The following is a 21,838-nucleotide window of genomic DNA, read 5'->3' on the forward strand; positions in this document are numbered from 1 at the left end:
GCATCAGCATCAGCATCGGCATTCGCAACCGCTCTCGCACGCGCGCCCAGCCATATAGCCTCACAAAAACTTGACGCCGCCCGTCAAGCGCCTATAGTTCACCATATGGTGAAGTCTCCAGTCAGTCAACTCGATCGCACGTTTTCCGCTCTCGTGGACCCCACGCGGCGCGCGATACTCGCGCGTCTCGCGAGTGAGCCCGGCCTTTCCGTGACGGAAATCGCGCGTCCACTGCCGCTCAAGCTGCCGGCGGTCATGAAGCATCTCGACGTGCTGAGCGACGCCGGTCTGATCGCCCGCACCAAGAGCGGCCGAACGGTGTCGGTCGAACTCGTTGCCGGTCCGATGGAAGAGGCGATGACGTGGCTCAGGCGCTATGAGCGTTTCTGGTCCGCGAGCCTCGACCGGCTTGCCGATTTTGTCGAAGGGGAACAGGAATGATCAAAGAGAAGCCCAGCCTGAGCATTGTGCGGCGCCTCAAGGCGCCGCCGTCAAGGGTCTACGCGGCGTGGACGCGTCCCGAGTTGATGGCGCGCTGGTGGGGCCCCGACGCGGGGCCGGTGCTGAGCGCGGAGGCCGATCCGCGCGTGGGGGGGCACTTTCGCGTGGTGTTCCAGACGCTCGACGGCGAAACGCACGACTGCCGCGGCGAGTACCGCGAGGTCGAGGTGGATCGCAAGCTCGTCTTTACGTGGGAGTGGGTCACGATGCCTGAACGGCGCTCTCTCGTGACGATCCGCCTGCGGGCGACCGAAGAGGGCACCGAGATGAATTTCACGCACTCGCAGTTCTTCGACGACGCCGCGCGGGATGGTCATCAGGCCGGCTGGAGCGGGGCGTTCGAGAAGCTGGACGGTTTGATGGCCGAACTGGCGGGCGCGCAGGAGTGAAGCACGTTCCGATCATATCAACGCATACCGAGGCCGAACATGAAGCTGTACTATGCTGAAACGCTGGCGCCCCGAAAGGCTTGCGCGGTGGCGGGTTATTTAGGGTTGCCAATCGACTATATGTTCGTCGATCTGCGCAAGGGCGAGCAGACGAGGCCCGAGTACCTCGCGATCAATCCGAACGGCAAGCTGCCAAGCCTCGTCGACGGTGACAGAAATCTCTGGGAAGCCGATGCGATCATCTGCCATCTTGCGCAGCGCGCGGAATCCGCTCTCTGGCCACGAAGCGCGCCGCAGCAGATCGACGTGGTGCGCTGGATGAGCTGGAACAGCCAGCATTTTTATCGGCATGCCGGATCGCTCTACTTCGAGTATCTGATCAAGCCGTGGGTCGGAATGGGAGAGCCTGATCCGTCGAAGGTCGCCGAAGCGCAGGGCTTTTTCCGCAAGCATGCGGGCGTTCTCGACCAGCACCTGAAGGGGCGCAAGTGGCTGCTCGGCGACGACCTGTCGGTCGCGGACTTTTCAGTCGCGGTGGCGCTGCCCTATGCGAAGAGCGCGGCGATGCCGCTCGACGAATTCCCGCAAGTGCAGCGCTGGCACGATCAGTTGAACGCGTTCGAAGCCTGGCGCAATCCGTTTCCGGCGCGGCCTGCGCAAACTGCGGCGCACGCGTGAAGGTCAGGTCATGTGCTGCGCGATCGTCGCCGTGACGATGACGCTGCTGGCCGGTTGGCGAAGCGTGTCGGGCACACTCGGTGGGCCCGCGGGACGGATGCGGCGGATCGCAATCGTGGTCCTCGCGATCGGCGCCGCCGCCGGTTCTGCGATGGCTGCGGATCAGTTTGCGGCGGTGGGTGAAGGAGCGCCGTCGCTGGTCACGCGGCTGGCCGGTGTGCCGGTCTGTGGGCATTTCATCAGGTAGTGGTTTTTTTCGGGGCGTAGCGTTCGGCGATGTAAGCGCGATGTGTGCATTGCGCACGGTGCACGCGCGTTGCCGGATTGCCGTATCGTACGAGATCACGAGTTTGTTCGCTGATCGAGGGTCGGGGTATGGCACTAGCGTCGAAAGCCGATGGACCGCGCGCCGGCAGACGCCGCTTTTTGCGCACGGCGAGCGGCGCCGCGATCGGCGTGCCGGTTTCGCTTGCGTTGACGCGGGTCACAGCGGCGCAAACGCAAGCTCAAGGTGCAGCGCAAACCCGGGAGCAAACTCAATCCGCCACGGCGGCGCCGCGCATCGCGCGACGCGTCATCCCCTCGACCGGTGAACGCTTGCCGGTGGTCGGCTGCGGCACCTGGCGCACCTTCGATGTCGGCGACGATCCCGCCGCCCGCGCACAACTCGCCGACGTGCTGCGCATCCTGTTCGAAGCGGGCGGTTCGGTGATCGATTCGTCGCCGATGTATGGATCGTCGGAAGCCGTCGCCGGAGCGTTGCTCACGCGGCTCGACGCGCATGCAACAGCCTTCGTCGCCACCAAGGTGTGGACCGAAGGACGTGACGCGGGCATCGCGCAGATGGAAGAATCGCTGCGCCGCTTCCAGCAACCGCGCATCGATCTGATGCAGGTGCACAACCTGCTCGACTGGCGCACGCAACTCGCCACGCTGCGCGACTGGAAGTCGCGCGGCCGGATTCGCTATATCGGCATCACGCATTACACGTCTAGCGCATTTGATGAAGTTGCGTCCGTGATGCGTCGCGAAAAGCCCGACTTCGTGCAGATCAACTACGCCGCCGATGACCGGCCGCCGAAGAGCGCATCCTGCCGCTCGCCGCGGAGTTGGGGATTGGCGTGGTGGTCAATCAACCGTTCGGCGGCGGCGGTTTGCTGGCACGCGTCGGCAAGTCGCCGTTGCCCGGGTGGGCGGCGGAAATCGGCTGCACGAGCTGGGCGCAGATCCTGCTGAAGTTCGTGCTCGCGCATCCGGCGGTGACGGTCGTGATTCCCGGCACGGGCCGGCCGCAATACATGGCCGACAACGTGCGGGCCGGTTCGGGCCCGCTCCCCGATCAGGCGATGCGCGCGCGGATCGTCGCGGCGGTGAATGCTTAGCGAATTGTCCGGCGCTGTGAAAGGTGAGAAAGCAGGCGTTGATCCGGATGACGCGCGCTTGGAAGGGGCTGTCGCAAGACGGCAACGAAACCGGTCAAGGCAAGGGTAGCGGGACGAGGCAGCCAGCACACGCCAGATATGATGGAATCAGGCTCAATCGCGCGTGCTCGTCCAGGTGCAGACGCTGACCCATAACAGGTCTATCCGGTTACACACTTCGGCTGAAAGGCGTTCGGCCAGTGTGGCCAGCCAGAGAGCGGTGGGCCGCCCGCAGTAGCCTGGAGAGGCGCGCGAGCAGACCCTACATGCGATCTTTATGGTTCGCAATCTGCGGCGTGCGGCTCTGCCGTAATCCGCCTGACCTTTACGGGCTTCGGCGCGAGATGGCCAATCGTATGGCGTTTATTCCGCCAAGCAGCCAGTCAAACCAGAAAATAGTGCGCTGAGTGTGTGCAGCCCCCCATAACAACAGGTTACGTTCGGCTATCTTAACGGTGCAAAAATCGCTGGGTTTGATGCTGCATTATCTCTACGCCAAGGCTACCATTCTTAGACTTCGCCACTAACACAGCCGCGATGGATAAACGATGAAATCGAATTCATTACTTGCCGGATTAAGCTTTTCCTCTGGACAACGAATGATGGCAACGCCGTCGACTCAAGCCATTGCGCAATTTGAAGTTGTGACCGACGTGGAGACTTTTGTATCGCTTCAGCAAGAATGGGATGAACTCTGGCGTGCCGCCAAAGGCACCCCGTTTCAGCTATTCCGTTATTGCCTTCATGCGCTTCGCGAGGTTGCCATTCCGACGGGGGCGACGCTGCATTGCATCATCGGAAGGAAGGATGGCCGAATGGTGTTTGGGTGGCCCCTGATCCGAAATCGCGAATGCTTGTGGACGACCCTACGACCCTTGGCGCCGGACACATCGGAACCCTATTTGCTGGTGGCAAATGGCGAGGACCCAGAGTCTCTGGTTTCCGCGGCCTGGCGCGTGTTGCTCTCCTCGTGCGGCAGCGATGTGATCAGCCTTCCCATGGTGCGCACGGATTCGGCCCTTTACCGGGTTGGGCTAGGAGCAAAACGGCTATCGCGTGGCGAGCGGCGCGTAGTTCGGGTGGTGCCGTTGCTGCGTTGCAAAACATGGGCGGAATTTCGCGGCGGGTTGGCGGATTCGGTCAGAAAAGAACAGGATTATCTCCAGCGTCGTCTGGTCAAAGCCGGCAAAGTTTCTATGTTTATCTCCGATCTGGCCGATCCGGTCAGCGCGACCTACGTGCGTACAATGCTCGAATGGAAGCGTCAGTGGGCGGAACGAGTGGGAGTAGAAGGAGATTTCTTTAAAGAGCCCTATCAGAATTTCCTCCGGAAAATATCCACCGATCCGTCCTTCAAACGGGCGCTTCATCTGTTCATTCTCTCCCTGGACGGAAAAGCAATCGCCGTGAATCTCGTAGCTATTTCCGAGCGTTCCGTCATCGGCATGCAGGCCGCATTTGACCCAGCACATGCGAAATATTCACCCGGCTCTTTACTCCTTGAACACGTAATGAAATGGGCGTTCGAGAACCAGCGGGACTTCGACCTCGGGCCGGGCGATAGCAAATACAAGTCGAACTGGGCCGGCGGATCCGGCTATACCTGCACCGATTTGCGGATTGCAGTCAGCCTCTGGGGCCAGACAGATCTCGCCGCACGCGCGTTGCAACGGCAGTGCGAAAAACTTCGCCTTCGAATTGCCGCTGGGCCCGTGGGACACCTCTGGAAAACTCGCCTGGGTAGCAAACCGACGAGCCCCAAGCCGCCTGTGCGCGAGGACAGTAAATGCCCCCCAGCGAAGGACCGCTGACGCCTTCGGGCGCGGATTCACGTTCTTGCAGTTCGCCGAGGGCTTCAGAAACCGAGGCCTACGCCGGCGCCCACACCGCCGCCGAAGCTGCCTCCGCCGACGCCGATCCCTATGGCGGTTCGCGGCGCATAGTACCCGGGCTCGTTGCCGTAGCCATAATTGTATGGCGGAGCGACGACGCAGCCCGACAGAGCGGCCACTAGAGCCAACGTGCCGAGTCTGATCATGACGTTCTCCCCTTCATGAGCGAACAGCAATATTCGGTCCCGGGGGCGGGTCCAACATCGGCTTGGTGAAACAGCGGCGCATCAGTCCGTCGTCAGAGATCGGTGGTCGAAAGTGTTATTCGTTTCCCAGTGGCCGGCAACGATTTCTGCTCAACAGCCTGCGAGAGCCGGCGCTTACCAGGCTAGAAGGCAAGCTTCAAATGTTTCGGGGGGTCTCGTTTGCCGCGCCGAGTGTTTCACAAACCGGCTTACAAAATTCCCTGTGCCTCCTTGGCCAGCCGCTCGCGGCTCCCGCTGTCCACCAGCTTGACCAGCGCTTGACGCCCGTCCGTGCGGGCGGCGTCCTCAACCTGGAAGGTTCTCTCACTGAAGGCGATCAGCTTGAATCCGCTGCCCCTTGCGCGCGGGATGGTGATGCCCCAGTGCCAGCCTCCGGCTTGTTCGAAGACATGCAAAACCGGGGCGGGTGGCGCATTAGCCTGAGACGTCGTCATCGTGCATTCCCCCTCATAGTGCGATTACGGGCGCACGATTGCAGACGCCCTTGTTTTAGTCTACAGCTTTTTGCTGCGCTGCAATATATCGACCGTGGTAAAAATGTCAAATCATGCAGCGTCGCAATTTTGAAAAAGATTCGCCCGTTGTGGACTTGTGCGAACATGAATTGACGAGCTTTTGATCTGACATGATTGACGGGGGCCGCATGGCTAGCCATTCGCTTATCTGGGCAGCAGTGCCGCACAATAGTGACGGCGTCGTCTTCCAGGTTCGTATTGTCCACGGACTTCAACGTTTTCACCTAGCACGCGGCGTGCTCGAGGATGTGTTCGCTCTTGACCCAGCAGCTTCGGACGCGAGGCAACTCGACCACTTCTATCTGTATCTGAATCTCATCCTCGCTCAAGCCCTCACGAAACGGTCGATCGCCGGTTTAGACACGGTTCCGCTTCGGGCAACCGATTTCACTTCGACGAGCAACGAGCAACGCGGGTCAAGTCGGCATGCAATCGCGCGAAGTGCGGCCTAAGCGACGGCGTTGAAGAGGGCATCAGTCGTTTTCATGCGACGCATAGGCAGCGCGTGGCGCGAGCCGAACGATTACCTTCCCGGCTTTCGGCCGACCCGTCCCGCGACGAATCCATGAAAGTGAAGATCACCAATCGCGCTCGCCCAGGCATTGACCCAGCAGGTCGCGCGAGCCTTTTCAGCGGCCGAATCTGCGCGCATAAGACGGCCCGTCGCGACACGCAGGCGAGCAAACGCGTATTCCCTGTGCGCACATCCCCGATGCGAAACGAGCATGTCTTCACGCATCGCTGACAAGTAAAAGAAGCGAAAGAAACGTAGCCGGCAGAACGCGGTGGGCGCCCGACAATGCCAATGATAGTCGAGCAGCAGAGTCCGTCCAGGTGGGACTTTCGCGAAGGGCAACGATTGGGCGGCCGGTATCGATCGGTTCAGCAGACAGCTTACGGGCGGCTCGGGCGAACGGCCAATGAAGTGAGCGACTTAATCATTCACGAAAAAAAGCGACGCTTCCACTATCGGCATCCGCACGGGCCGCCTATCCTGCCTCTTGGGCACGTGCGTTTGATTGCGTGCTTCTATACTCGGCCAGCGGAAATCACGAACCGTCAATGTGTCGGATGAGGTGATCTCGACGCGCCTTTTTCTGATGACCGCTCGATGGCAATGCAACAGGAGGAAGACATGGCGAAGGTATTGGTTTTGTACTACTCGATGTACGGACATATCGAGACGATGGCGAACGCGGTGGCCGAGGGCGCTCGCGCCGTGCCCGGCACCGAGGTGACGCTCAAGCGGGTGCCTGAAACGATCCCCGACGAGCAGGCAAAGGCCTCCGGTGTGAAGCTGAACCAGCCAGCGGAAGTCGCCAAACCGGATGAACTCGCGGAGTATGACGCGATCATCTTCGGAACGCCGACGCGATTCGGCAACATGGCGGGCCAGATGCGCACCTTTCTCGACCAGACCGGCGGTCTATGGATGAAAGGTGCTCTCGTCGGCAAGATCGGCAGTGTCTTTGCGTCGACAGGCACGCAACATGGCGGCCAGGAAACCACCATCACCTCGTTCCATTCCACGCTCCTGCACCAGGGCATGGTGATCGTCGGCGTGCCGTACGCGTGCAGCGGGCTCGTCAATATGAACGAAATCACGGGCGGCACGCCTTATGGCGCAACCACTCTGGCGGGCACGGACGGCAGCCGGCAACCCTCTGCCAACGAACTCGATATTGCCCGGTATCAAGGCAAACACGTCGCCGAACTGGCGTCGCGGCTTTTCCGTTAAGCACCGCGTCTTCTGGACGACGATGCCACGCGCGTCAGCGCGACGAGAGGAGCACGCGTGGCCTCGAAGGTATCGCACGTGATTTCCGTGATCACGCACAAAGTGAGAATGAGCTTGCGATAGTTGTCACTCGAACCATGCACCTCGTCCACTCGCGATTGAGGGTTTTCCTTAGCCTCAGGCACGGCAACATGCTGATGGTTGGCCGTCGGCGGACATGCTAGGATTTCCTTCAAACAACTCCGGAAACTGCTATGCCGTTCATCTGCGAAAACGTTGAATGTCGTGCCGTGCTGGCTCGCGGGCAGGTTAAAACTAATCACGAGAACGAGGGGTGGTGCTTCTACTGCCCGGACTGCAAAACCAGGAACGAGTTGAAAGATGTCGGCGCACCTGGCAGTCCTGCCGAGTTGGTTCAACCAGAAAGATCCGGCCTTCCACACAAGGTAATAGCGACTGCTCGACCATTGGAGGACGGCAGGTACGCAGCGCAATTGTGCGTTCAAAGGGCACTCGGAATGAAAGGAACCTACGCGGTCGAAGAGCGCTGGGAACAGCTCGGTGTATTCCTCGACGCGCAAGAGGCCGTAGCGCATGCGAAGTCTATGGCAACAGACTTGCTGGAGCGAAAGGCCTAGTCTCGGGTGGCGCGCTGGATTGCGCCATATGTATCGATGCGCGGATCTTTACGGCAGGCCCACGACCGTAGATAGATCCGCGCGACCGCGCGGCGCGCATGCAGTGCAGAAAGCGATTGAGTTTTCGGCGCGCTGAATAAGCCGTATAAACCGATACTGGATCGCTCTGAAAACTCCACCACACACGGTGTGACTGGCTTGAATCCAACCAACCTCAACTCACGAAGCACCACTGGCAGCGAGCCTGACAAATAGTCTGGCTGCTTCATTGCCATGGGACAGAGCACGCAGTGCGAGGGAGAGCGCTAGTTGTGCGTCGTGGGAGACCGCGCTGCGATCCTGGTCGAAGAGCTTGACGGCGTGACGCATATGCTGCGCCGCCTGCGTATGAAGCTCCACGGCCGCCGCATGATGTTTTGCCACGTCCGCGGCACTGACGCTTGAGCCGGTCGATGGAGACGTTATCGGCGGCGTATTGGCGCTGTGCGCGCCAGCGTCGTGTGCCTCATCGATCGCATGCAAGGTATGGCCATGGGCCATCATCGCCTGATGCGCGGCGTGGGCAAGGTCTCGACCGTCCTCGAAATGCCGCGACGCTTCGCGGTGATGTCGCGCGGCCTGCTCGTGGTGTGACGCCGCGGCTTCGAGATGACCTTTCTTGCTGTGCTTTGTGTTCATGCCGGCTCCTGTACAACTTCAGGACTGACTCCGATGACGACCGTTTCGAACACACGGTGGCGGGTCGCAAACTACTAGAGCCTAATCTACACGTACTTGCACCTTCTGTGGCATTTGCGGCTCGCGGAAAATCGGCATCACGTCCAGTCTGTTTTTCGAACCGGGTTCTGGTGGTGACCGGTCGGATGCGCGTCAACCCAAAGAGGGCGTCAGGCACCGGGGGCTGTGTGTCTGAGCCGGGCGAGCCAGTCCAATTGCACGTGGTCCTCGTCCGGGCACGAGCACCTGTCCCCGACCTTCGGTGGTTGCACGTCGTGATACTGCCTGACACCCTGGCGTGCGTCACGCAACGGTTTTGACACCCCGAGAAATCGCTCAAGCACGGCTGGCTCAAAGCCAGGTGCCACCCTGACGTTCACTCGGCTCTTCCTTGAGGGCGTCGAAATCGTGAATCCACTCCAGGTGATTAAGCAGGCGGTCGCGCGCGCCGAGGCGGGCGTTGCGCGCCTGCGCGGCCGGCCCGCTGGGCAGATGCAGCACGTCCGCCGTGGCTATCGACGCGTACTGCACCTTGCGCGGGCGGCCCCGGCGCAGGCGCTCGTAGGCTTCCTGCGCCTCGCGCCAATTGCCTGGCCCCGCCTTCGCCAACTGCGCGGCCAGCACCACGGCATCCTCGATCGACTGGGTGACCCGCTGTTCGTGCGCGGGCCGGGCGGTGTGGTTCCCACGCCGTTTGCGCTGCGTCTGGCGGAACCGGATGAAGGGTCGGCGGTGCCTTGTGCATGGATGACTGTTCACATGGCAACCCGGGCGTTGACGATTGGTTCTGATCCGCGGCTGACGCGTTGTTCGCGGGCGAATCGATCCGCAGCAATCTTCGGCGGGCAGCCTTAACGAGGGGGCATTCCACTGGATTTAGCGATCGGCGGGTTACGCCTTGAAAAGCCGACTGCCAGCATCTAAGGTTCATCCCATCCCAGGATTCCGAGGAGACGGTCATGGCAAGAATCGAAGCGAAGCTGGCGGAAATGGGCTTGACGTTGCCGTCGGCGCTACAGATGCCTGCAAACGTCAACATGTCATTGCCATTTGCATGGGTGCGCGTGAGCGGCTCGCGAGTTTTTGTCTCGGGACACGTGCCGCTCAACGTCGACGGGACGATTGCACAACCGGTCGGTCAAGTCGGCGCGGACGTTTCGCCGGATGAAGGCTACGCAGCAGCACGTCTTGTGGCGCTTGCACAGTTGGCAAGTCTTCAGAAGGCGCTCGGGGACCTGGATCGCATTACAGCCTGGGTACGCGTCTTTGCAATGGTCAACATAGCGCCCGGTTTCGATCAGATGCCACGGATCGCAAATGGCTTCTCGGACCTGATCCTTGAACTTTTCGGGCCGGACATTGGAATGCATGCCCGGTCGGCGGTCGGCGTCGCACTCCCTCTAAACGTGCCCGTCGAATGCGAAGCGGAGGTTGAGATTGACGGACGGCATTTGTAATTAGGAGTGCGGCAGAACGTCGCGTTGATCGCTTCGAAGGATGATTTCCGCATCGTCGCCTACGTGAAGCGAGCGGGTAGCGAGCCCCGGCGTACGACGTCTTGACTGCAAAACGCGCCGCGATCAATCGCAAAGCAGCCCCTCCATCGGAATCGCCGGCGTTCGTCCCGCGATCAGGTCGGCCGTGATTCGAGCCGATCCGTGTGACATGGTCCAGCCGATATGACCGTGACCGGTGTTCAGATAAAGATTGCGATATTTCTTGCGCCCAAAAAACGGCAAGTTCGTCGGCGTCATGGGCCGGAGTCCGGCCCACATTTCGGCGCGATCGTAGTTGGCGCCGGCAGGGTAGAGTTCCTGCGTCACGCTCTTCATAAACACAAAATCAGAAGGCTTGTGGCTCGTGTCGTAGCCGGCAAACTCCGCCGTCGCGGTGACCCGGATCCGGTCGCCGAAGCGCGAGATCGCGACCAGGTTGTGCTCGTCGACCGCTGCAACGGTGGGCGGCGAGGGCCGGTCATCGATCGGAATCGTGAGGGAGTATCCCTTGATCGGATAGATCGGAAGATCGATGCCGATCTGCCGGCCAAGAACCGGACTGTAGGGGCCAAGGGCGAGCACATACGCGTCGCCTTTTACAAGGCCTCGGCTCGTCTTGATACCCACCACGTCCTGCCCGGCGGTCTCGAAGCCGTCGATGGTGGTGTCCGTCAGAAGCGTACCGCCGCGCGCGACAATCTTTTCCGCAAGGGCGCGGGTGAACTTCGCAGAATCTCCGGTCTCATCGGTCGGGCAGTGAATGGCGCCCGCGATCCGGTCTTTTGCCGAAGCCAGCGACGGCTCGAGTGCGACGACCTGATCGCGGCTGAGAACCCGGATGACTTGCCCATCGGATTCCAGCAGCTTCATGTGTTCGACTCCGCGGTCCAGTGCTTCCTGAGTCCGGTGGAAATACAGGATTCCGCGGTCATTTCGATCGTATTCTATGGCGTCCTCAGCGATCACCTCCTGGAGCACGCGTTGCGAGTAGGCGGCAAGCCGATGCTTGAGCAGGGTATTGCGGCGTGCCTTCTCCGCTGTGCATTCCATCAGGAAGCGCCACGACCAGCTGTAAAGCCTGGGATCCGCCGAGAACCTGAAACGCAATGCCTGATCCTTCAGCACCAGCGATTTGAGCAGAATCATCGGCGCTTTGGGCGAGGACCAGACAAAGGAATGCCCGGGCGCGATCATGCCCGCGTTACCCCAGCTGGTTTCCGCAGCGACTAAAGGCCGCCGCTCGACGATCACGACCTCATGGCCATCCTTCTGTAACTGGTACGCGGTTGTCACACCGACCACCCCGCCACCGAGCACGATAACTTTCATGATGTCCTCAGATGCAAGGGGGCGGCCATTCACGGCAGCGCGGTGTCGCTCCGGCTTGCGTGCTGCGCCAACCCATCGGGCAGTTCCGCCGACGTGAAGCGGACAGACAGCCGATGAGCTTCGCGCGGCGCACGCTCGAAGGACTCGTGCAACTGCGCCGGGCGGACGGCCGCGCGTGCTGCTCCCGGCGCGGTGCTATCACGGCGGCCCGCATCAGACTCACTTCCATTGCGGCTGATTCAGCACCATTCCGTGCTGCCCCTTATAGGCAGCCACAGCCGGCGGCGTCCACCCGTCCAGCATCTGCGGCGCGAGTTGCCAGACCTCGATGCCGAGCGGCCGGCACACTTCCAGCGGATCGCGCGCGTCGGGTCCCCACATCGGCACGGACAGATCGCCGCCCGGACAGGTCGACAGCGCGCACAGCAAATCGATCTCCGCGAAGAATTCGAGGTAATCGCCTTGCTTTGCCGGGCACGCCTTCATGAAGTATTTGTCGTCGAGATTCAGGCCGGTGCACTGGAACACGTTGAGCACGTCGTGGACGTCGTACTCGGTCAATCCATACGGGGCGATGGCGCGCGTCAGGTTGGAGTGGCAGTGGAAATGAAAATCCTCACCGGTCAGCATGCGGTTCACGTAGGGGTCGCAGCGCGTGCCGAGCAGATCGTGGACGCGGCCGCCGTGCTCGTCGACGCCGTAGCCTGCGAGACTGTCATCCGTGATGGTCACCATCGGACGCAGGAACGGCAGCGTCGACCACAGACGGTCGAACGTGCTCACGTGCGCCTGCTGCAACTGGCGCGTGCGCGATGCCCACATACGCTCGCGCGGGTCGTGCCGGTTCCACAGGTTCAGGTCGGCAACCTGCGGGCCTTCGATCGTGACGATGCGAAACACGTGGCCGGCCGGCACGGTCCACGCCTGCCCCGAGCGGATCGGCACGACGATCGATTCGACCAGCGTGCGGGTGTCGTGCTGTGAGGCGATGCGCTGATAGAACGCCTGGTCGACGTCGAGCGCCGAGCCTTTGGTGGACTGATAGGCAGCGGGGTAGTTCAGCATGATGGACGCTCCGTCGAACTCAGGCCGGCGCCGCGCCGCGATCAGGCGGCGTCGTCATCGCACCGGGGCGGCGCAGCATCTTGTCCACCTCGCCGGCGTGCAGTTCTTCGACGTGAATCATCTGGCGCGCGTATTCTTCCAGCGCGACTGCACGATCTTCCACCAGCGCGAGGAGGTTCCGATACAGGTCGAGCGCGACTCGCTCGGCTTCGAGCGATTCACGCAGAATGGAGGCGATGTCGAAGACGTGCGAGTCGAGCAGCGGACCGATCGCCAGAGACGGGTAAGCACCCAGGGTGGTGATCCATTCGCCGGCCTGCTGGGCGTGCACGAGCGATTCGTCGGCCTGTTGCCGCAGCCACGCCACAATGGGGATGCGGCCGAATCCAAATACCAGGAATGAATAATGAGTATAGCGAACGACCCCAGCCAGCTCCGACTCCAGAATCCGGTTGAGGACTTCAACCACCTTTTCCTTCTCGATCTCTGCCATGTTTGCCTCCATTGCGTGTGACCGGTTTTACCGATGTTATGTGCCCGACTAACGGCTCAGTTAGCAGATTACTCCGCCGCGATAGCACTGCCGCCCAGATAGGCAGCGCGGACCCGGCTATCCTGAGCCAGCTCGCGGGCGGAACCCGTGAGCGCAATGCGCCCGCTTTCCAGCACGTACGCCCGATGAGCGATTCGCAGCGCCTGGCGGGCGTTCTGTTCGACGAGGAGAATCGAGGTGCCTTCGCGGCAGATGTCGGCGATCATGCCGAAGATCGCGCGGACGAGCTTCGGCGCGAGTCCCATCGAGGGTTCGTCCAGCACCACGATACGCGGACGCAGCATCAGGGCGCGGGCAATCGCCAGCATCTGCTGTTCGCCGCCGCTGAGCGTTCCGGCCAGCTGGCTGCGCCGCTCGCCGAGCCGGGGGAAAGTCGCATAGAGCTGATCCCTTCGCTGCTGCAATGCCGCACTGTCACGCCGGATCAGATAGCCGCCGAGGTGCAGATTCTCCTCCACCGTCAGCGCGCCGAAAATGCGCCGCCCCTCTGGCACATGACCCAGACCCAGCGCCACGATCTGGTGGGCGCGCAGTCCCGTCAGGCGCTGGCCATCCATCGCGATGTCGCCCGCGCGCGGCCGGATCAGTCCGGAAATCGCCCGCAGCGTGGTGGTTTTTCCCGCGCCGTTGCTGCCGAGCAACGCGACGATCTCGCCCTGTGCGACGTCCAGCGAGATGCCGTGCAGCACTTCGACATTCCCGTAGCTCACACGCAGATCGCGGATTTCTAGGAGTCCCACAGCGATTTCTCCCCGGCAGTATCGTCGCTCGCCTCGTCCTTTTCGGCTGTGCCGAGATAGGCATCGATTACCCGCGGGTCAGCCCGGATCGCGGCAGGTTGGCCCTCGGCGATGATCACGCCGTGATCCATCACGATGATCCGGTCCGACACGCCCATCACCAGCATCATGTCGTGCTCGATCAGCAGCACCGTCACGCCATGATCGCGGATGCGCCGGATCAGTTCCATCAGCGCGCGCTTCTCGGTCGGGTTCATGCCCGCTGCCGGCTCGTCGAGCAGAAGCAGGCGAGGGCTGCTGGCGAGCGCACGGGCGATTTCCAGCCTGCGCTGGTCGCCGTAGGGCAGATCGGCGGCGCGCTCGCCCGCGCGGCCCGGCAGACCGACGAAGGCGAGCCAGCGCAGGCCCTCGGTCGAATGATCCGCCGCCTCGGCCCGGGCGGACGGCAATGCCAGAAGCTCGGCTGCAAGCGGTGTCCGCAGCCGATGGTCCATGCCGGTCAGCACGTTTTCGAAGGCCGTCATGTGGCCGAACAGGCGGATGCCCTGGAAGGTGCGCGCCATGCCTTGATGGACGATGCGATGAGGCGCTCCGCCGGCAAGCCGTTCCCCGCACCAGACGATCTGGCCGCCAGTCGGACGGATCACGCCGGTCAGACAGTTGAACACGGTGGTCTTGCCGGCGCCGTTCGGACCGATCAAGCTCACGATCTCGCCGCTCTTCACCATGAAGCTGACACCGCCCACCGCCAGCACGCCACCGAAGCGGCGCTGCATGGCGCGCACTTCCAGCAGGGTTTCGTCGGTGACGGCGTGACTCGGCACGGGGGCCCGATCGGCGTCGGCGCCCTTGCGCGGCGGCGCGACGCGGCGCAACGGCGCGGGCCACAACCCCTGCGGTCTCAGCAGCATCAGGATCACGAGCCCGATCGCGAAAGCGAAGATGCGCCAGAGGTTGAGAAAACGCAGCATCTCCGGCAGGCCGGCGACGATGACCGCGCCGAGGATCACACCAGGAATGCTGCCCCGGCCGCCGAGCACGACGACGATCAGGATCGTGACGGACTGCACATAGGTGAAGCCGGTCGGATCGATGGTGCCGAAGCGGGCGGCGAACAGGCTGCCGCCCAGCCCGCCGATCAGCGCGCCCATCACATAGGCGAGCAGCTTGACGCGCAGCGTCGGCACGCCGACGGCCTCGGCGGCTGCCTCGTCCTCGCGGATGCTGGTCCACGCGCGGCCGAGGCGCGACCGGCCGAGCCGGATGGCGAACACGAGCACCAGCACGAGGAACGCCATGCCCAGTTCGTAGAGCGCAAGCGGCGAACTGATCTCGAAACCGAACAGGCTGGGGCTCGCGATGCCGAAGATGCCGTTCGGGCCGCCCGTGATGTCGAGATTGGTGGCGACGATGCGCGTGATTTCGCCGAATCCCAGCGTGACGATCGCCAGATAGTCGCTGCGCAGGCGCAGGGTGGGGTAGCCGATGACGATGCCCGATACCCCGGCGAACGCGAGACTGAACGGCAGCGTTTCCCAGAACGAGAAGTGCAGCAGGGTTTCCAGCAGCGCCGTGGTGTACGCGCCGATCGCGAAGAAGGCCGCGTAGCCCAGATCGAGCAGTCCGGCATAGCCGACCACGATGTTCAGCCCGAGACCCAGGATCGAATAAGTGACGATGGTCAGGCCGACATCGACGACATAGTTGCTGGCGACGGCGGGCAGCGCCACGGCGGCGGCCAGCAGCACGCCGCCGACAGGCTTGGCCCAACGCGCGGAAGCCCGAGTGGCGCTCATGGATTACATTCTCTCGACGACGCGTTCGCCGAACAGCCCGGTCGGCTTGATCACGAGCACGCCGATCAGCACGCCGAAGACGAACACGTCGGTCCATTGCGACGACACATAGCCCGCGCCGAAAGCTTCGAGCAGGCCGATCAGGACGCCGCCCGCCATCGCACCCGGAATGTTGCCGATGCCGCCGAGCACGGCGGCGGTGAACGCGCGCAGGCCGAGCACGAAGCCCATGAAGAAATTGATCTGCGTGTAGTAAAGCCCTTCCATGACGCCCGCGACGGCGGCCAGCACCGAACCGAGCAGAAAGGTGAGCTGGATCAGGCGTTCGACGTCGATGCCCATCAGACGCGCGGCGTCCTGATCGATTGCCAGCGCGCGCATCGCGGTGCCGAGGAAAGTGTGGTGAACGAAGAAATACAGTGCCAGCATCAGGGCGAGGCTTGCCACGATGATGCCGATCTGCGCGAAGGTGATCTGCACGCCCTGCAGTTGGAATCCCGCCTGGCTCAGCACATGCGGATAGGTGCGAAAGCCTGCGCCGTAGATCAGCAGCACCCCATTTTGCAGCGCCAGCGAGACGCCCAGTGCCGTGATCAGAATCGACAGCCGCGGCGCGCGCAGCAGCGGCTGATACGCGAGCCGCTCGATCAGCAGGCCGAGCGCGCCTGTGACCGTCATCGCGGCCACGAGGGCGATCAGCAGGGCCAGGGCGAGCGGCAGATGGGCGGACGCAAGGACCATCAGACCGGTCCAGCCGATGAACGCGCCGACCATGAACAGGTCGCCGTGCGCGAAGTTGATCAGCCGGATGATCCCGTAGACCATCGTGTAGCCGAGGGCGACGAGCGCGTAGAACGAGCCGGTCGTCAGCCCTTCGACGACGAACTGGAAGAAGTCGCTCATGACGGGGCGGGTCGCGCAATGGCGCCTACTTCATCGCCGCCCAATGTCCGCTCGCATCCTGCCTCTGGTAGGGCTCGAAGTTGTCGTTGTGCACGATGATGGTGATGTACACCGCTTTGCTGCGGTCCCCCTTCGGATTGAAGGCGATCGTTCCGGTCGCGCCCGGGTAGTTCGAGATCTTGTGCAGAGCCGCCGTGATCGCGGCAGGCTGGGCCGATTTCGCGTCCGCGATGGCTTTCGCCGTGACCCCGACGGCGTCGTATTCATAGACCGAGTACGGTCCCGGCCCTTGCCCGTAAGCCTTCGTATAGTCATCGACGTAGGCGTGCGCGCCGCTCAGGAACTGCGCGAGCGGTGCCGTCGTGATGATCATGCCGTCGGCGGCGGGACCGGCCGTCTTCATCAGGGTGGGGTCATTGGTGGCGTCGCCGCCCATGAAGGTCATTTTCAGACCCAGTTGCCGCGCCTCCTTGACCATCAGGCCGGCTTCGGAGAAATAGCCCGTGTAGTAGATCACGTCGGGCTTCAGTGAGGCGACCCGCGTCAGTGTCGGTGAATAGTCCATCTGACCGGGCGTGATCGAATTGGCGTACACGACATCGACACCGTTCTTCTTCAAGGCTTCCACGGTGTTCTTGGCGAGTCCTTTGGAATAGGTCGTGTTGTCGTCGATCACCGCCACGTGCTTCGCGTGCAGGACATCTTTCATGAAGTTTGCCGCGAAGGGGCCCTGCTGGTCGTCACGGCCGATCGTGCGGAACACGTTGTCGTACCCCATCTCGGTCAGTTGCGGATTGGTCGACGCATCCAGCACGTAGGGAATCCCGGCGCGATGAAAGGTTGTCGATTCCGGCAGTGCCGCGCTGGAGCAGTAGCCGCCCGCCACCGCGACAACACCCGCATCGACGAGTTTCTGCGCCGCCTGCACCGCGGTCTGCGCATCACAGGCGTCGTCCTCGGGCACCAGTTCGATCTGCTTGCCGAGCACGCCTCCGGCCGCGTTGATTCTGGCGGCGGCGAGCTTCGCGCCATTGACGATGTCCGTGCCGGCATTCGCACTGCTGCCTGACAGCGGGACGGGCACGCCGATCTTGATGGTGGCACCCTGGCTTAGCGCCGAACCGGGAGCCATGCCGGCAAGCAGGGCCAGGGCGGCCGCCATGGCCGGGAGCAGCGTTTGCCGCAAGCCCCGCTCTGCACCGGGCCAGCCATTCTTCTGAGCAATCATGTTAGTGACTCCTTATTGTGAAAGGGATCGGACGATCCGCCACACGGATATACCGGTGACATCAGAAAACGAACGGAAATGGGCGATTGCACGTGATTCATACCCGCCAGGTCAGCAGCGTGACGACTGGTTTCACCGGAGCGCTGGCACGAAAGCGCCTCTTTCATGATAGGAGGCGGCGTGCGTTGGGACGGTATAGGGTATTTGCGTATAAACCACTACGCAAAGGCGCCGGCAATCCTCTACCTTTAAAAAGGCAGTGACGGCAGGCAAGCGCAAACCCGAACGCGACATGACAGGATGACACTGAAATGAGTGCGATTGCACAGCAGGATGACGCGTACACGAGGCTCGATTTCACGCTGGACGAGGGCATCTGCCGGCGTGCCGCGATCGGCCTCCTGGTGCTCGCCACCGATCATACGATTGAGCACGAGTGGCGAGGCTTGCTGACGCAGGACGGCGTGGCGTTCTACGAAAGCCGTGTGTACAACTCGGCGGATATCACGCCTGAACGGCTCGCGGAAATGGAGGACCGGATTGCACCGGCGGTCGCGCTGATCCGTCCGGCCGAGCGTATCGATGTGGTGGCGTTTGGCTGCACGTCCGCGTCGATGGTGATTGGGGAGGACAAGGTGTTCGCGCGGATTCGCGAAGCGCGTCCGGATGCCGCGAGCACCACGCCGATCACCGCGGCGCTGGCGGCGCTTGGCGCACTAGGCGTCCAGCGTACGGCCCTGCTTACGCCCTATGTGCGTTCGATCAACGATTACATGCGCGACTATATCGAGTCACGTGGCCACGCCATTACGCGCATGGCGTCGTTCGAGCATGCGAACGACAACGAAGTGGCGCGGATCGATGCGGCGTCGTTGCGAACCGGCGTTGAGCGGCTTGCGCGCAATCGTGACGTGGATGCGATTTTCGTGTCGTGCACGAGCTTGCGCATTGCCGGGTTGATTCCGGAGCTCGAGGCGGCGATCGGCAAGCCGGTGATATCCAGCAACTACGCGATGGCCTGGCACGCGCTGCGGCTCGCCGGCGTGGCGGATTGCGAACCTCATCTTGGGCGGCTGTTTGCGCTGTGACGCGCGCCATCGATGCCCTTTGAATCTCCCCTGGTCACTTGTGATCATTGGAACGCCCGGCACCGAGTGCCTCCAGCAACGGCCGCAGAGCATCCAGTTCCGCGCCGAAGCCGCTCCAGTCGCCCGCCTTCAGCCGTTCGATCGCGCGGTCATAGTGGGCAAGTGCCTCGCGTGCCCGCGCGTCCGGCGCGTTCGTTGTGCCTCGTGATGGCGATGCCGCTTGCGCGCTCTCCTTGAAAAGCGCCGCCAGGGCTTCACCCAGGGTGTCCTCCATCACCACACGGTCGCCATACGCGGCAATCACCCGCTTCAACTCCGGCAACTGGCCGGACGCCGCGCGCAAATAGAGCGGAGAAACGTAGAGGATCGAGTTCTCGATCGGCACGACCACCAGATGACCGCGAATGACGCGTGAGCCCATCTGGTTCCACAGCGAGATCTGCTGCGAGATCTCGGTGTTTTGCTGAATCCGCGCTTCGATCTGAAACGGCCCGAAGACCAGCCTGTCCTTGGGAAACGTATAGACGATGAGCCTGCCGTACCCGGACGGATCGCAACGCGCCGCCAGCCACGCAATCATGTTCTCCCGCTGGCTCGGCACCATCGGCAGCATGAGGATAAACTCGGCGCGCGGGTCGCCGGGGAGTCGCATGATCGTGTAGTACGGCGGCATCGTGCTGGCGCCGCTCCCGCCATCCATTCCGGCCAGCTCACGGGGAAATTCCCACAGGTCCTCGCGGTTGTAGAAGACCTCCGGCGCAACCATATGATAGGCGCGGTAGAGCTGCGCCTGGATCAGGAACAGATCTTCGGGGTAGCGGACATGCTGCCGAAGCGCCGCTGGCATCGCGTCCAAAGGCTTGAACAAACCCGGGAAGCTGCGCTCGTAGGTGCGCAGGAGCGGATCGGCGGGATCGCTGACGTAGAAATCGACCGTGCCGTTGTATGCGTCGACCACGACCTTGACCGCGTTGCGGATGTAATTGGCGCCGTCGCCGAAACCCGGCCGCGAGTAAGGAAACCACTGGCTGACGGTGTAAGCGTCCTGAATCCAGTACAGGTGCCCGTTGCTTGCGACGACATAGGGGTCATGGTCGAGACTCAGGAACGGAGCGATCATACGCACGCGGTCCTGAATGTTGCGGTGAAGCAGGATCCGGCTCTGGTCGGTGATATAGCCGCTCAGCAGGATGTTGGGATCGCCGAGCTGCCAGGCGAAGAGACTGCGTCGCGCCACACTGCCGACGTTGACGCCGTCGCGCCCGTTATACCTCGTGTAGGCATTGTTCGCCCCTTGCGGATAGTCGAATTCAGCGACATTGCCGTTCACGATGACGTAGTCCTGCTGGCCTTCACTGAAATAGAGACGTGGTTGGCGAATGGCCGGCCCGCCGTTGGAGACAGGCGGAATATCCCGCAGATAGAAAAAGGGTAGGCCTTCGGTGGACTTCTCGGTGACCGGCGACATCACGGCGCCGATGCCGTGAGTGAAGATGAGGTGCAGGTTCACCCAGGTTTGGGCATTGGGCGGCAGCATCGCCGGTTCCAGTTCACGCGCCGACAGCATGACCTGCCGGTATCCGGCGTCGAGCTGATAGCGGTCGATGTCCACCGCGAGAAATTTGTAGTAAGTCCTGATCTCCTGCAACTGTGCGTAGGTATCCATCAGCGGTTGCACATCCCATAGCCGGATGTTGTCGATGGTCGCCCGATTGGCCTGCAGCGAGTCGAGCGTCAGTCCCTGCTCGACCTCGAACGGTTTAACCTCGATCTTTGCGAGACCGTAAGCCTGTCGCGTCAACGCGATGGTGTGTTCGATATAGGGTGTTTCCAGTCCCAGCTCGCTCGGTTTGACATAGAAGCGTTCAAACAGCGACGGATAGATCACGCCGAACACGAACGCACTGCCGAATACGAGCAGCGCGAGCACGGCAGGCAGCCGGTAGCTGCGCCGGCGCATGTTGATCCAAAGGGCGACGGATGACGCCGCGGCAAGGCCGACCAGCATCCACTGGACCGGCAACCCGACGTGGACATCGGTATAGCTCGCGCCGACCACGACGCCGTTGTCGCCATAGAGCAGCAGAAAGCGGTCGAGCCACCACGACCACGCCATCACCGCAAAGAACAGACCGAGCAGGGCCGAAGCATGAGTGATGGCGGCGGGCGAGAGCGTGCGGGGTGGCCGCTCCAGCGCGATATCACCGCGCAATCCGTAGACGGCGCCTGCCGCGATCGCGCTACAGAAGATCAGCCGCAGCAGCCAGTTTTTGAGCGCGATATACGCGGGGAGCGAGAAGAGATAAAAGCCGATGTCCTTGCCGAAGATCGGATCGCGCTCGCCAACAGGCACCTGATTAACGTAGCGAAGCGCGATGTCCCAACTGGAGAATTCGCTGGACGCGAGAAGCAGCCCAAAGACGATCGCGGCGCCGGCAATACTGGAGCGCCAGGGAATGCGCGGCGCGACCAGTTCGACCAGATCGCCGGTGACTTCCGTCGCACCCGATGGACCGGCTGCGTCCGCTCGCGAGATGACGACGCCCCTCGCGTAACGATGCGCCAGCATCCCCGACAGCCCTGTCGCGCACGCCGAGAGAGCGAACACGGCGGCAAACAGCAGCGCTCTCGCGTCGAGGATGGTCCAGAAAACGCCGGCATAGCCGATCGAAGAGAACCACAGCCAGTCGACCAGGATGCGGGTGATGCGTCCGACGACAATCAGCCCGGCGATGACGGCCATCGCCGTGATTGCATAACGTCTCGGGCTCACGCCGGACTTCACTTCCGACCGCATAGTCCCTCCTGTGCGGGCCGTCGCCCATGCCCTGCTGCGAGCGGATCAATCGCGCACGGCCGATCCGCCGGGAGCGCGGCTGAACGGCCTGTCAGCGCAGCCCGGATCGTGCGCGCCTCGCCAGCCCATGACCTGTGCGATGCGAGTT

At 62.4% G+C, this 21,838-nt stretch carries 19 protein-coding genes and 2 pseudogenes; 10 read left to right on the top strand and 11 right to left on the bottom strand.

Features of this window, described 5'->3' with window-relative positions; genetic code table 11:
• Nucleotides 1-105 precede the first annotated feature (105 nt).
• The 6 genes and pseudogenes from PQR02_RS17570 (at nt 106) to PQR02_RS17595 (ending at nt 4,800) form a co-directional block, all read left to right on the top strand.
• On the top strand, nt 106-441 hold the full coding sequence (locus tag PQR02_RS17570) for an ArsR/SmtB family transcription factor (RefSeq protein WP_408233305.1): 336 nt from the start codon (nt 106-108) through the stop codon (nt 439-441).
• Complete coding sequence (locus PQR02_RS17575; RefSeq protein ID WP_408233308.1) at nt 438-890, top strand: SRPBCC family protein; 453 nt, start codon at nt 438-440, stop codon at nt 888-890. Before PQR02_RS17570 ends, PQR02_RS17575 begins: the two co-directional genes overlap by 4 nt.
• A 39-nt stretch (nt 891-929) precedes the next feature.
• On the top strand, nt 930-1,568 hold the full coding sequence (locus PQR02_RS17580; RefSeq protein ID WP_408233311.1) for a glutathione S-transferase family protein: 639 nt from the start codon (nt 930-932) through the stop codon (nt 1,566-1,568).
• Nucleotides 1,569-1,578: 10 nt separating this feature from the next.
• Nucleotides 1,579-1,815 carry a hypothetical protein gene (locus PQR02_RS17585; RefSeq protein WP_408233314.1) on the top strand — a complete coding sequence of 79 codons (237 nt, stop codon included), beginning with the start codon at nt 1,579-1,581 and terminating at the stop codon, nt 1,813-1,815.
• 128 nt (nt 1,816-1,943) lie between these two features.
• Nucleotides 1,944-2,950: pseudogene (locus PQR02_RS17590) on the top strand (aldo/keto reductase).
• 587 nt (nt 2,951-3,537) lie between these two features.
• Nucleotides 3,538-4,800, top strand: coding sequence for a GNAT family N-acetyltransferase (locus PQR02_RS17595; protein ID WP_408233317.1), 1,263 nt, complete (start codon nt 3,538-3,540; stop codon nt 4,798-4,800).
• Nucleotides 4,801-5,275: 475 nt separating this feature from the next.
• On the opposite strand, the gene PQR02_RS17600 is transcribed toward PQR02_RS17595, so the two are convergent.
• Entirely contained in the window at nt 5,276-5,521 is a 246-nt protein-coding gene (locus tag PQR02_RS17600; protein WP_408233320.1) for a hypothetical protein, read from the bottom strand.
• 1,216 nt (nt 5,522-6,737) lie between these two features.
• Here PQR02_RS17600 and wrbA point away from each other — a divergent pair.
• Nucleotides 6,738-7,340, top strand: coding sequence for an NAD(P)H:quinone oxidoreductase (wrbA, locus tag PQR02_RS17605; protein WP_408233323.1), 603 nt, complete (start codon nt 6,738-6,740; stop codon nt 7,338-7,340).
• Nucleotides 7,341-7,594: 254 nt separating this feature from the next.
• Nucleotides 7,595-7,978: a hypothetical protein gene (locus PQR02_RS17610; protein ID WP_408233326.1), complete on the top strand. Its 384-nt coding sequence runs from the start codon at nt 7,595-7,597 to the stop codon at nt 7,976-7,978.
• A 219-nt stretch (nt 7,979-8,197) separates the two neighbouring features.
• Here PQR02_RS17610 and PQR02_RS17615 read toward each other — a convergent pair whose 3' ends face one another.
• On the bottom strand, nt 8,198-8,656 hold the full coding sequence (locus PQR02_RS17615) for a hypothetical protein (protein ID WP_408233329.1): 459 nt from the start codon (nt 8,654-8,656) through the stop codon (nt 8,198-8,200).
• Between the two features lie 390 nt (nt 8,657-9,046).
• A pseudogene (locus PQR02_RS17620) lies at nt 9,047-9,430 on the bottom strand (FAD-dependent oxidoreductase); the annotation flags it as partial.
• A gap of 224 nt (nt 9,431-9,654) precedes the next feature.
• Between PQR02_RS17620 and PQR02_RS17625 the strand changes: the two are divergent.
• Nucleotides 9,655-10,152, top strand: coding sequence for a RidA family protein (locus tag PQR02_RS17625; protein ID WP_408233332.1), 498 nt, complete (start codon nt 9,655-9,657; stop codon nt 10,150-10,152).
• 123 nt (nt 10,153-10,275) lie between these two features.
• Here PQR02_RS17625 and PQR02_RS17630 read toward each other — a convergent pair whose 3' ends face one another.
• From PQR02_RS17630 to PQR02_RS17660, 7 genes are all read right to left on the bottom strand, one after another.
• Entirely contained in the window at nt 10,276-11,520 is a 1,245-nt protein-coding gene (locus PQR02_RS17630) for a D-amino acid dehydrogenase (protein WP_408233335.1), read from the bottom strand.
• 219 nt (nt 11,521-11,739) lie between these two features.
• Nucleotides 11,740-12,585 (bottom strand): DUF1989 domain-containing protein, encoded by an 846-nt coding sequence (locus PQR02_RS17635; RefSeq protein WP_408233337.1) that lies wholly within the window; start codon nt 12,583-12,585, stop codon nt 11,740-11,742.
• Between the two features lie 19 nt (nt 12,586-12,604).
• Complete coding sequence (locus PQR02_RS17640) at nt 12,605-13,078, bottom strand: ferritin-like domain-containing protein (protein WP_408233339.1); 474 nt, start codon at nt 13,076-13,078, stop codon at nt 12,605-12,607.
• A 68-nt stretch (nt 13,079-13,146) separates the two neighbouring features.
• Entirely contained in the window at nt 13,147-13,878 is a 732-nt protein-coding gene (locus PQR02_RS17645) for an ABC transporter ATP-binding protein (RefSeq protein WP_408233341.1), read from the bottom strand.
• On the bottom strand, nt 13,866-15,626 hold the full coding sequence (locus PQR02_RS17650) for a branched-chain amino acid ABC transporter ATP-binding protein/permease (protein WP_408233344.1): 1,761 nt from the start codon (nt 15,624-15,626) through the stop codon (nt 13,866-13,868). The genes PQR02_RS17645 and PQR02_RS17650 overlap by 13 nt, the downstream gene beginning before the upstream one ends.
• A gap of 51 nt (nt 15,627-15,677) precedes the next feature.
• Complete coding sequence (locus PQR02_RS17655; protein WP_408233347.1) at nt 15,678-16,577, bottom strand: branched-chain amino acid ABC transporter permease; 900 nt, start codon at nt 16,575-16,577, stop codon at nt 15,678-15,680.
• 25 nt (nt 16,578-16,602) lie between these two features.
• Nucleotides 16,603-17,805 carry a branched-chain amino acid ABC transporter substrate-binding protein gene (locus tag PQR02_RS17660; RefSeq protein WP_408233350.1) on the bottom strand — a complete coding sequence of 401 codons (1,203 nt, stop codon included), beginning with the start codon at nt 17,803-17,805 and terminating at the stop codon, nt 16,603-16,605.
• Between the two features lie 311 nt (nt 17,806-18,116).
• Here PQR02_RS17660 and PQR02_RS17665 point away from each other — a divergent pair, with 311 nt between their 5' ends.
• Nucleotides 18,117-18,893: a maleate cis-trans isomerase family protein gene (locus PQR02_RS17665; protein WP_408233353.1), complete on the top strand. Its 777-nt coding sequence runs from the start codon at nt 18,117-18,119 to the stop codon at nt 18,891-18,893.
• 34 nt (nt 18,894-18,927) lie between these two features.
• Here the strand turns inward: PQR02_RS17665 and PQR02_RS17670 are convergent, their stop codons facing one another.
• Nucleotides 18,928-21,690, bottom strand: a complete 2,763-nt coding sequence (locus PQR02_RS17670) for a UPF0182 family membrane protein (RefSeq protein ID WP_408233356.1) — start codon at nt 21,688-21,690, stop codon at nt 18,928-18,930.
• Nucleotides 21,691-21,838 lie beyond the last annotated feature (148 nt).

The sequence above is a fragment of the Paraburkholderia sediminicola genome, from assembly GCF_046026895.1.
Lineage (GTDB): Bacteria > Pseudomonadota > Gammaproteobacteria > Burkholderiales > Burkholderiaceae > Paraburkholderia > Paraburkholderia sediminicola_C.

Coding starts and splice junctions, on each gene's coding strand:
- PQR02_RS17570 (WP_408233305.1), top strand. CDS start 106: ATGGTGAAGTCTCCAGTCAGTCAACTCGATCGCACGTTTTCCGCTCTC.
- wrbA (WP_408233323.1), top strand. CDS start 6,738: ATGGCGAAGGTATTGGTTTTGTACTACTCGATGTACGGACATATCGAG.
- PQR02_RS17660 (WP_408233350.1), bottom strand. CDS start 17,805: ATGATTGCTCAGAAGAATGGCTGGCCCGGTGCAGAGCGGGGCTTGCGG.
- PQR02_RS17625 (WP_408233332.1), top strand. CDS start 9,655: ATGGCAAGAATCGAAGCGAAGCTGGCGGAAATGGGCTTGACGTTGCCG.
- PQR02_RS17615 (WP_408233329.1), bottom strand. CDS start 8,656: ATGAACACAAAGCACAGCAAGAAAGGTCATCTCGAAGCCGCGGCGTCA.
- PQR02_RS17580 (WP_408233311.1), top strand. CDS start 930: ATGAAGCTGTACTATGCTGAAACGCTGGCGCCCCGAAAGGCTTGCGCG.
- PQR02_RS17655 (WP_408233347.1), bottom strand. CDS start 16,577: ATGAGCGACTTCTTCCAGTTCGTCGTCGAAGGGCTGACGACCGGCTCG.
- PQR02_RS17610 (WP_408233326.1), top strand. CDS start 7,595: ATGCCGTTCATCTGCGAAAACGTTGAATGTCGTGCCGTGCTGGCTCGC.
- PQR02_RS17635 (WP_408233337.1), bottom strand. CDS start 12,585: ATGCTGAACTACCCCGCTGCCTATCAGTCCACCAAAGGCTCGGCGCTC.
- PQR02_RS17670 (WP_408233356.1), bottom strand. CDS start 21,690: ATGCGGTCGGAAGTGAAGTCCGGCGTGAGCCCGAGACGTTATGCAATC.
- PQR02_RS17665 (WP_408233353.1), top strand. CDS start 18,117: ATGAGTGCGATTGCACAGCAGGATGACGCGTACACGAGGCTCGATTTC.
- PQR02_RS17595 (WP_408233317.1), top strand. CDS start 3,538: ATGAAATCGAATTCATTACTTGCCGGATTAAGCTTTTCCTCTGGACAA.
- PQR02_RS17575 (WP_408233308.1), top strand. CDS start 438: ATGATCAAAGAGAAGCCCAGCCTGAGCATTGTGCGGCGCCTCAAGGCG.
- PQR02_RS17640 (WP_408233339.1), bottom strand. CDS start 13,078: ATGGCAGAGATCGAGAAGGAAAAGGTGGTTGAAGTCCTCAACCGGATT.
- PQR02_RS17630 (WP_408233335.1), bottom strand. CDS start 11,520: ATGAAAGTTATCGTGCTCGGTGGCGGGGTGGTCGGTGTGACAACCGCG.
- PQR02_RS17585 (WP_408233314.1), top strand. CDS start 1,579: ATGTGCTGCGCGATCGTCGCCGTGACGATGACGCTGCTGGCCGGTTGG.
- PQR02_RS17600 (WP_408233320.1), bottom strand. CDS start 5,521: ATGACGACGTCTCAGGCTAATGCGCCACCCGCCCCGGTTTTGCATGTC.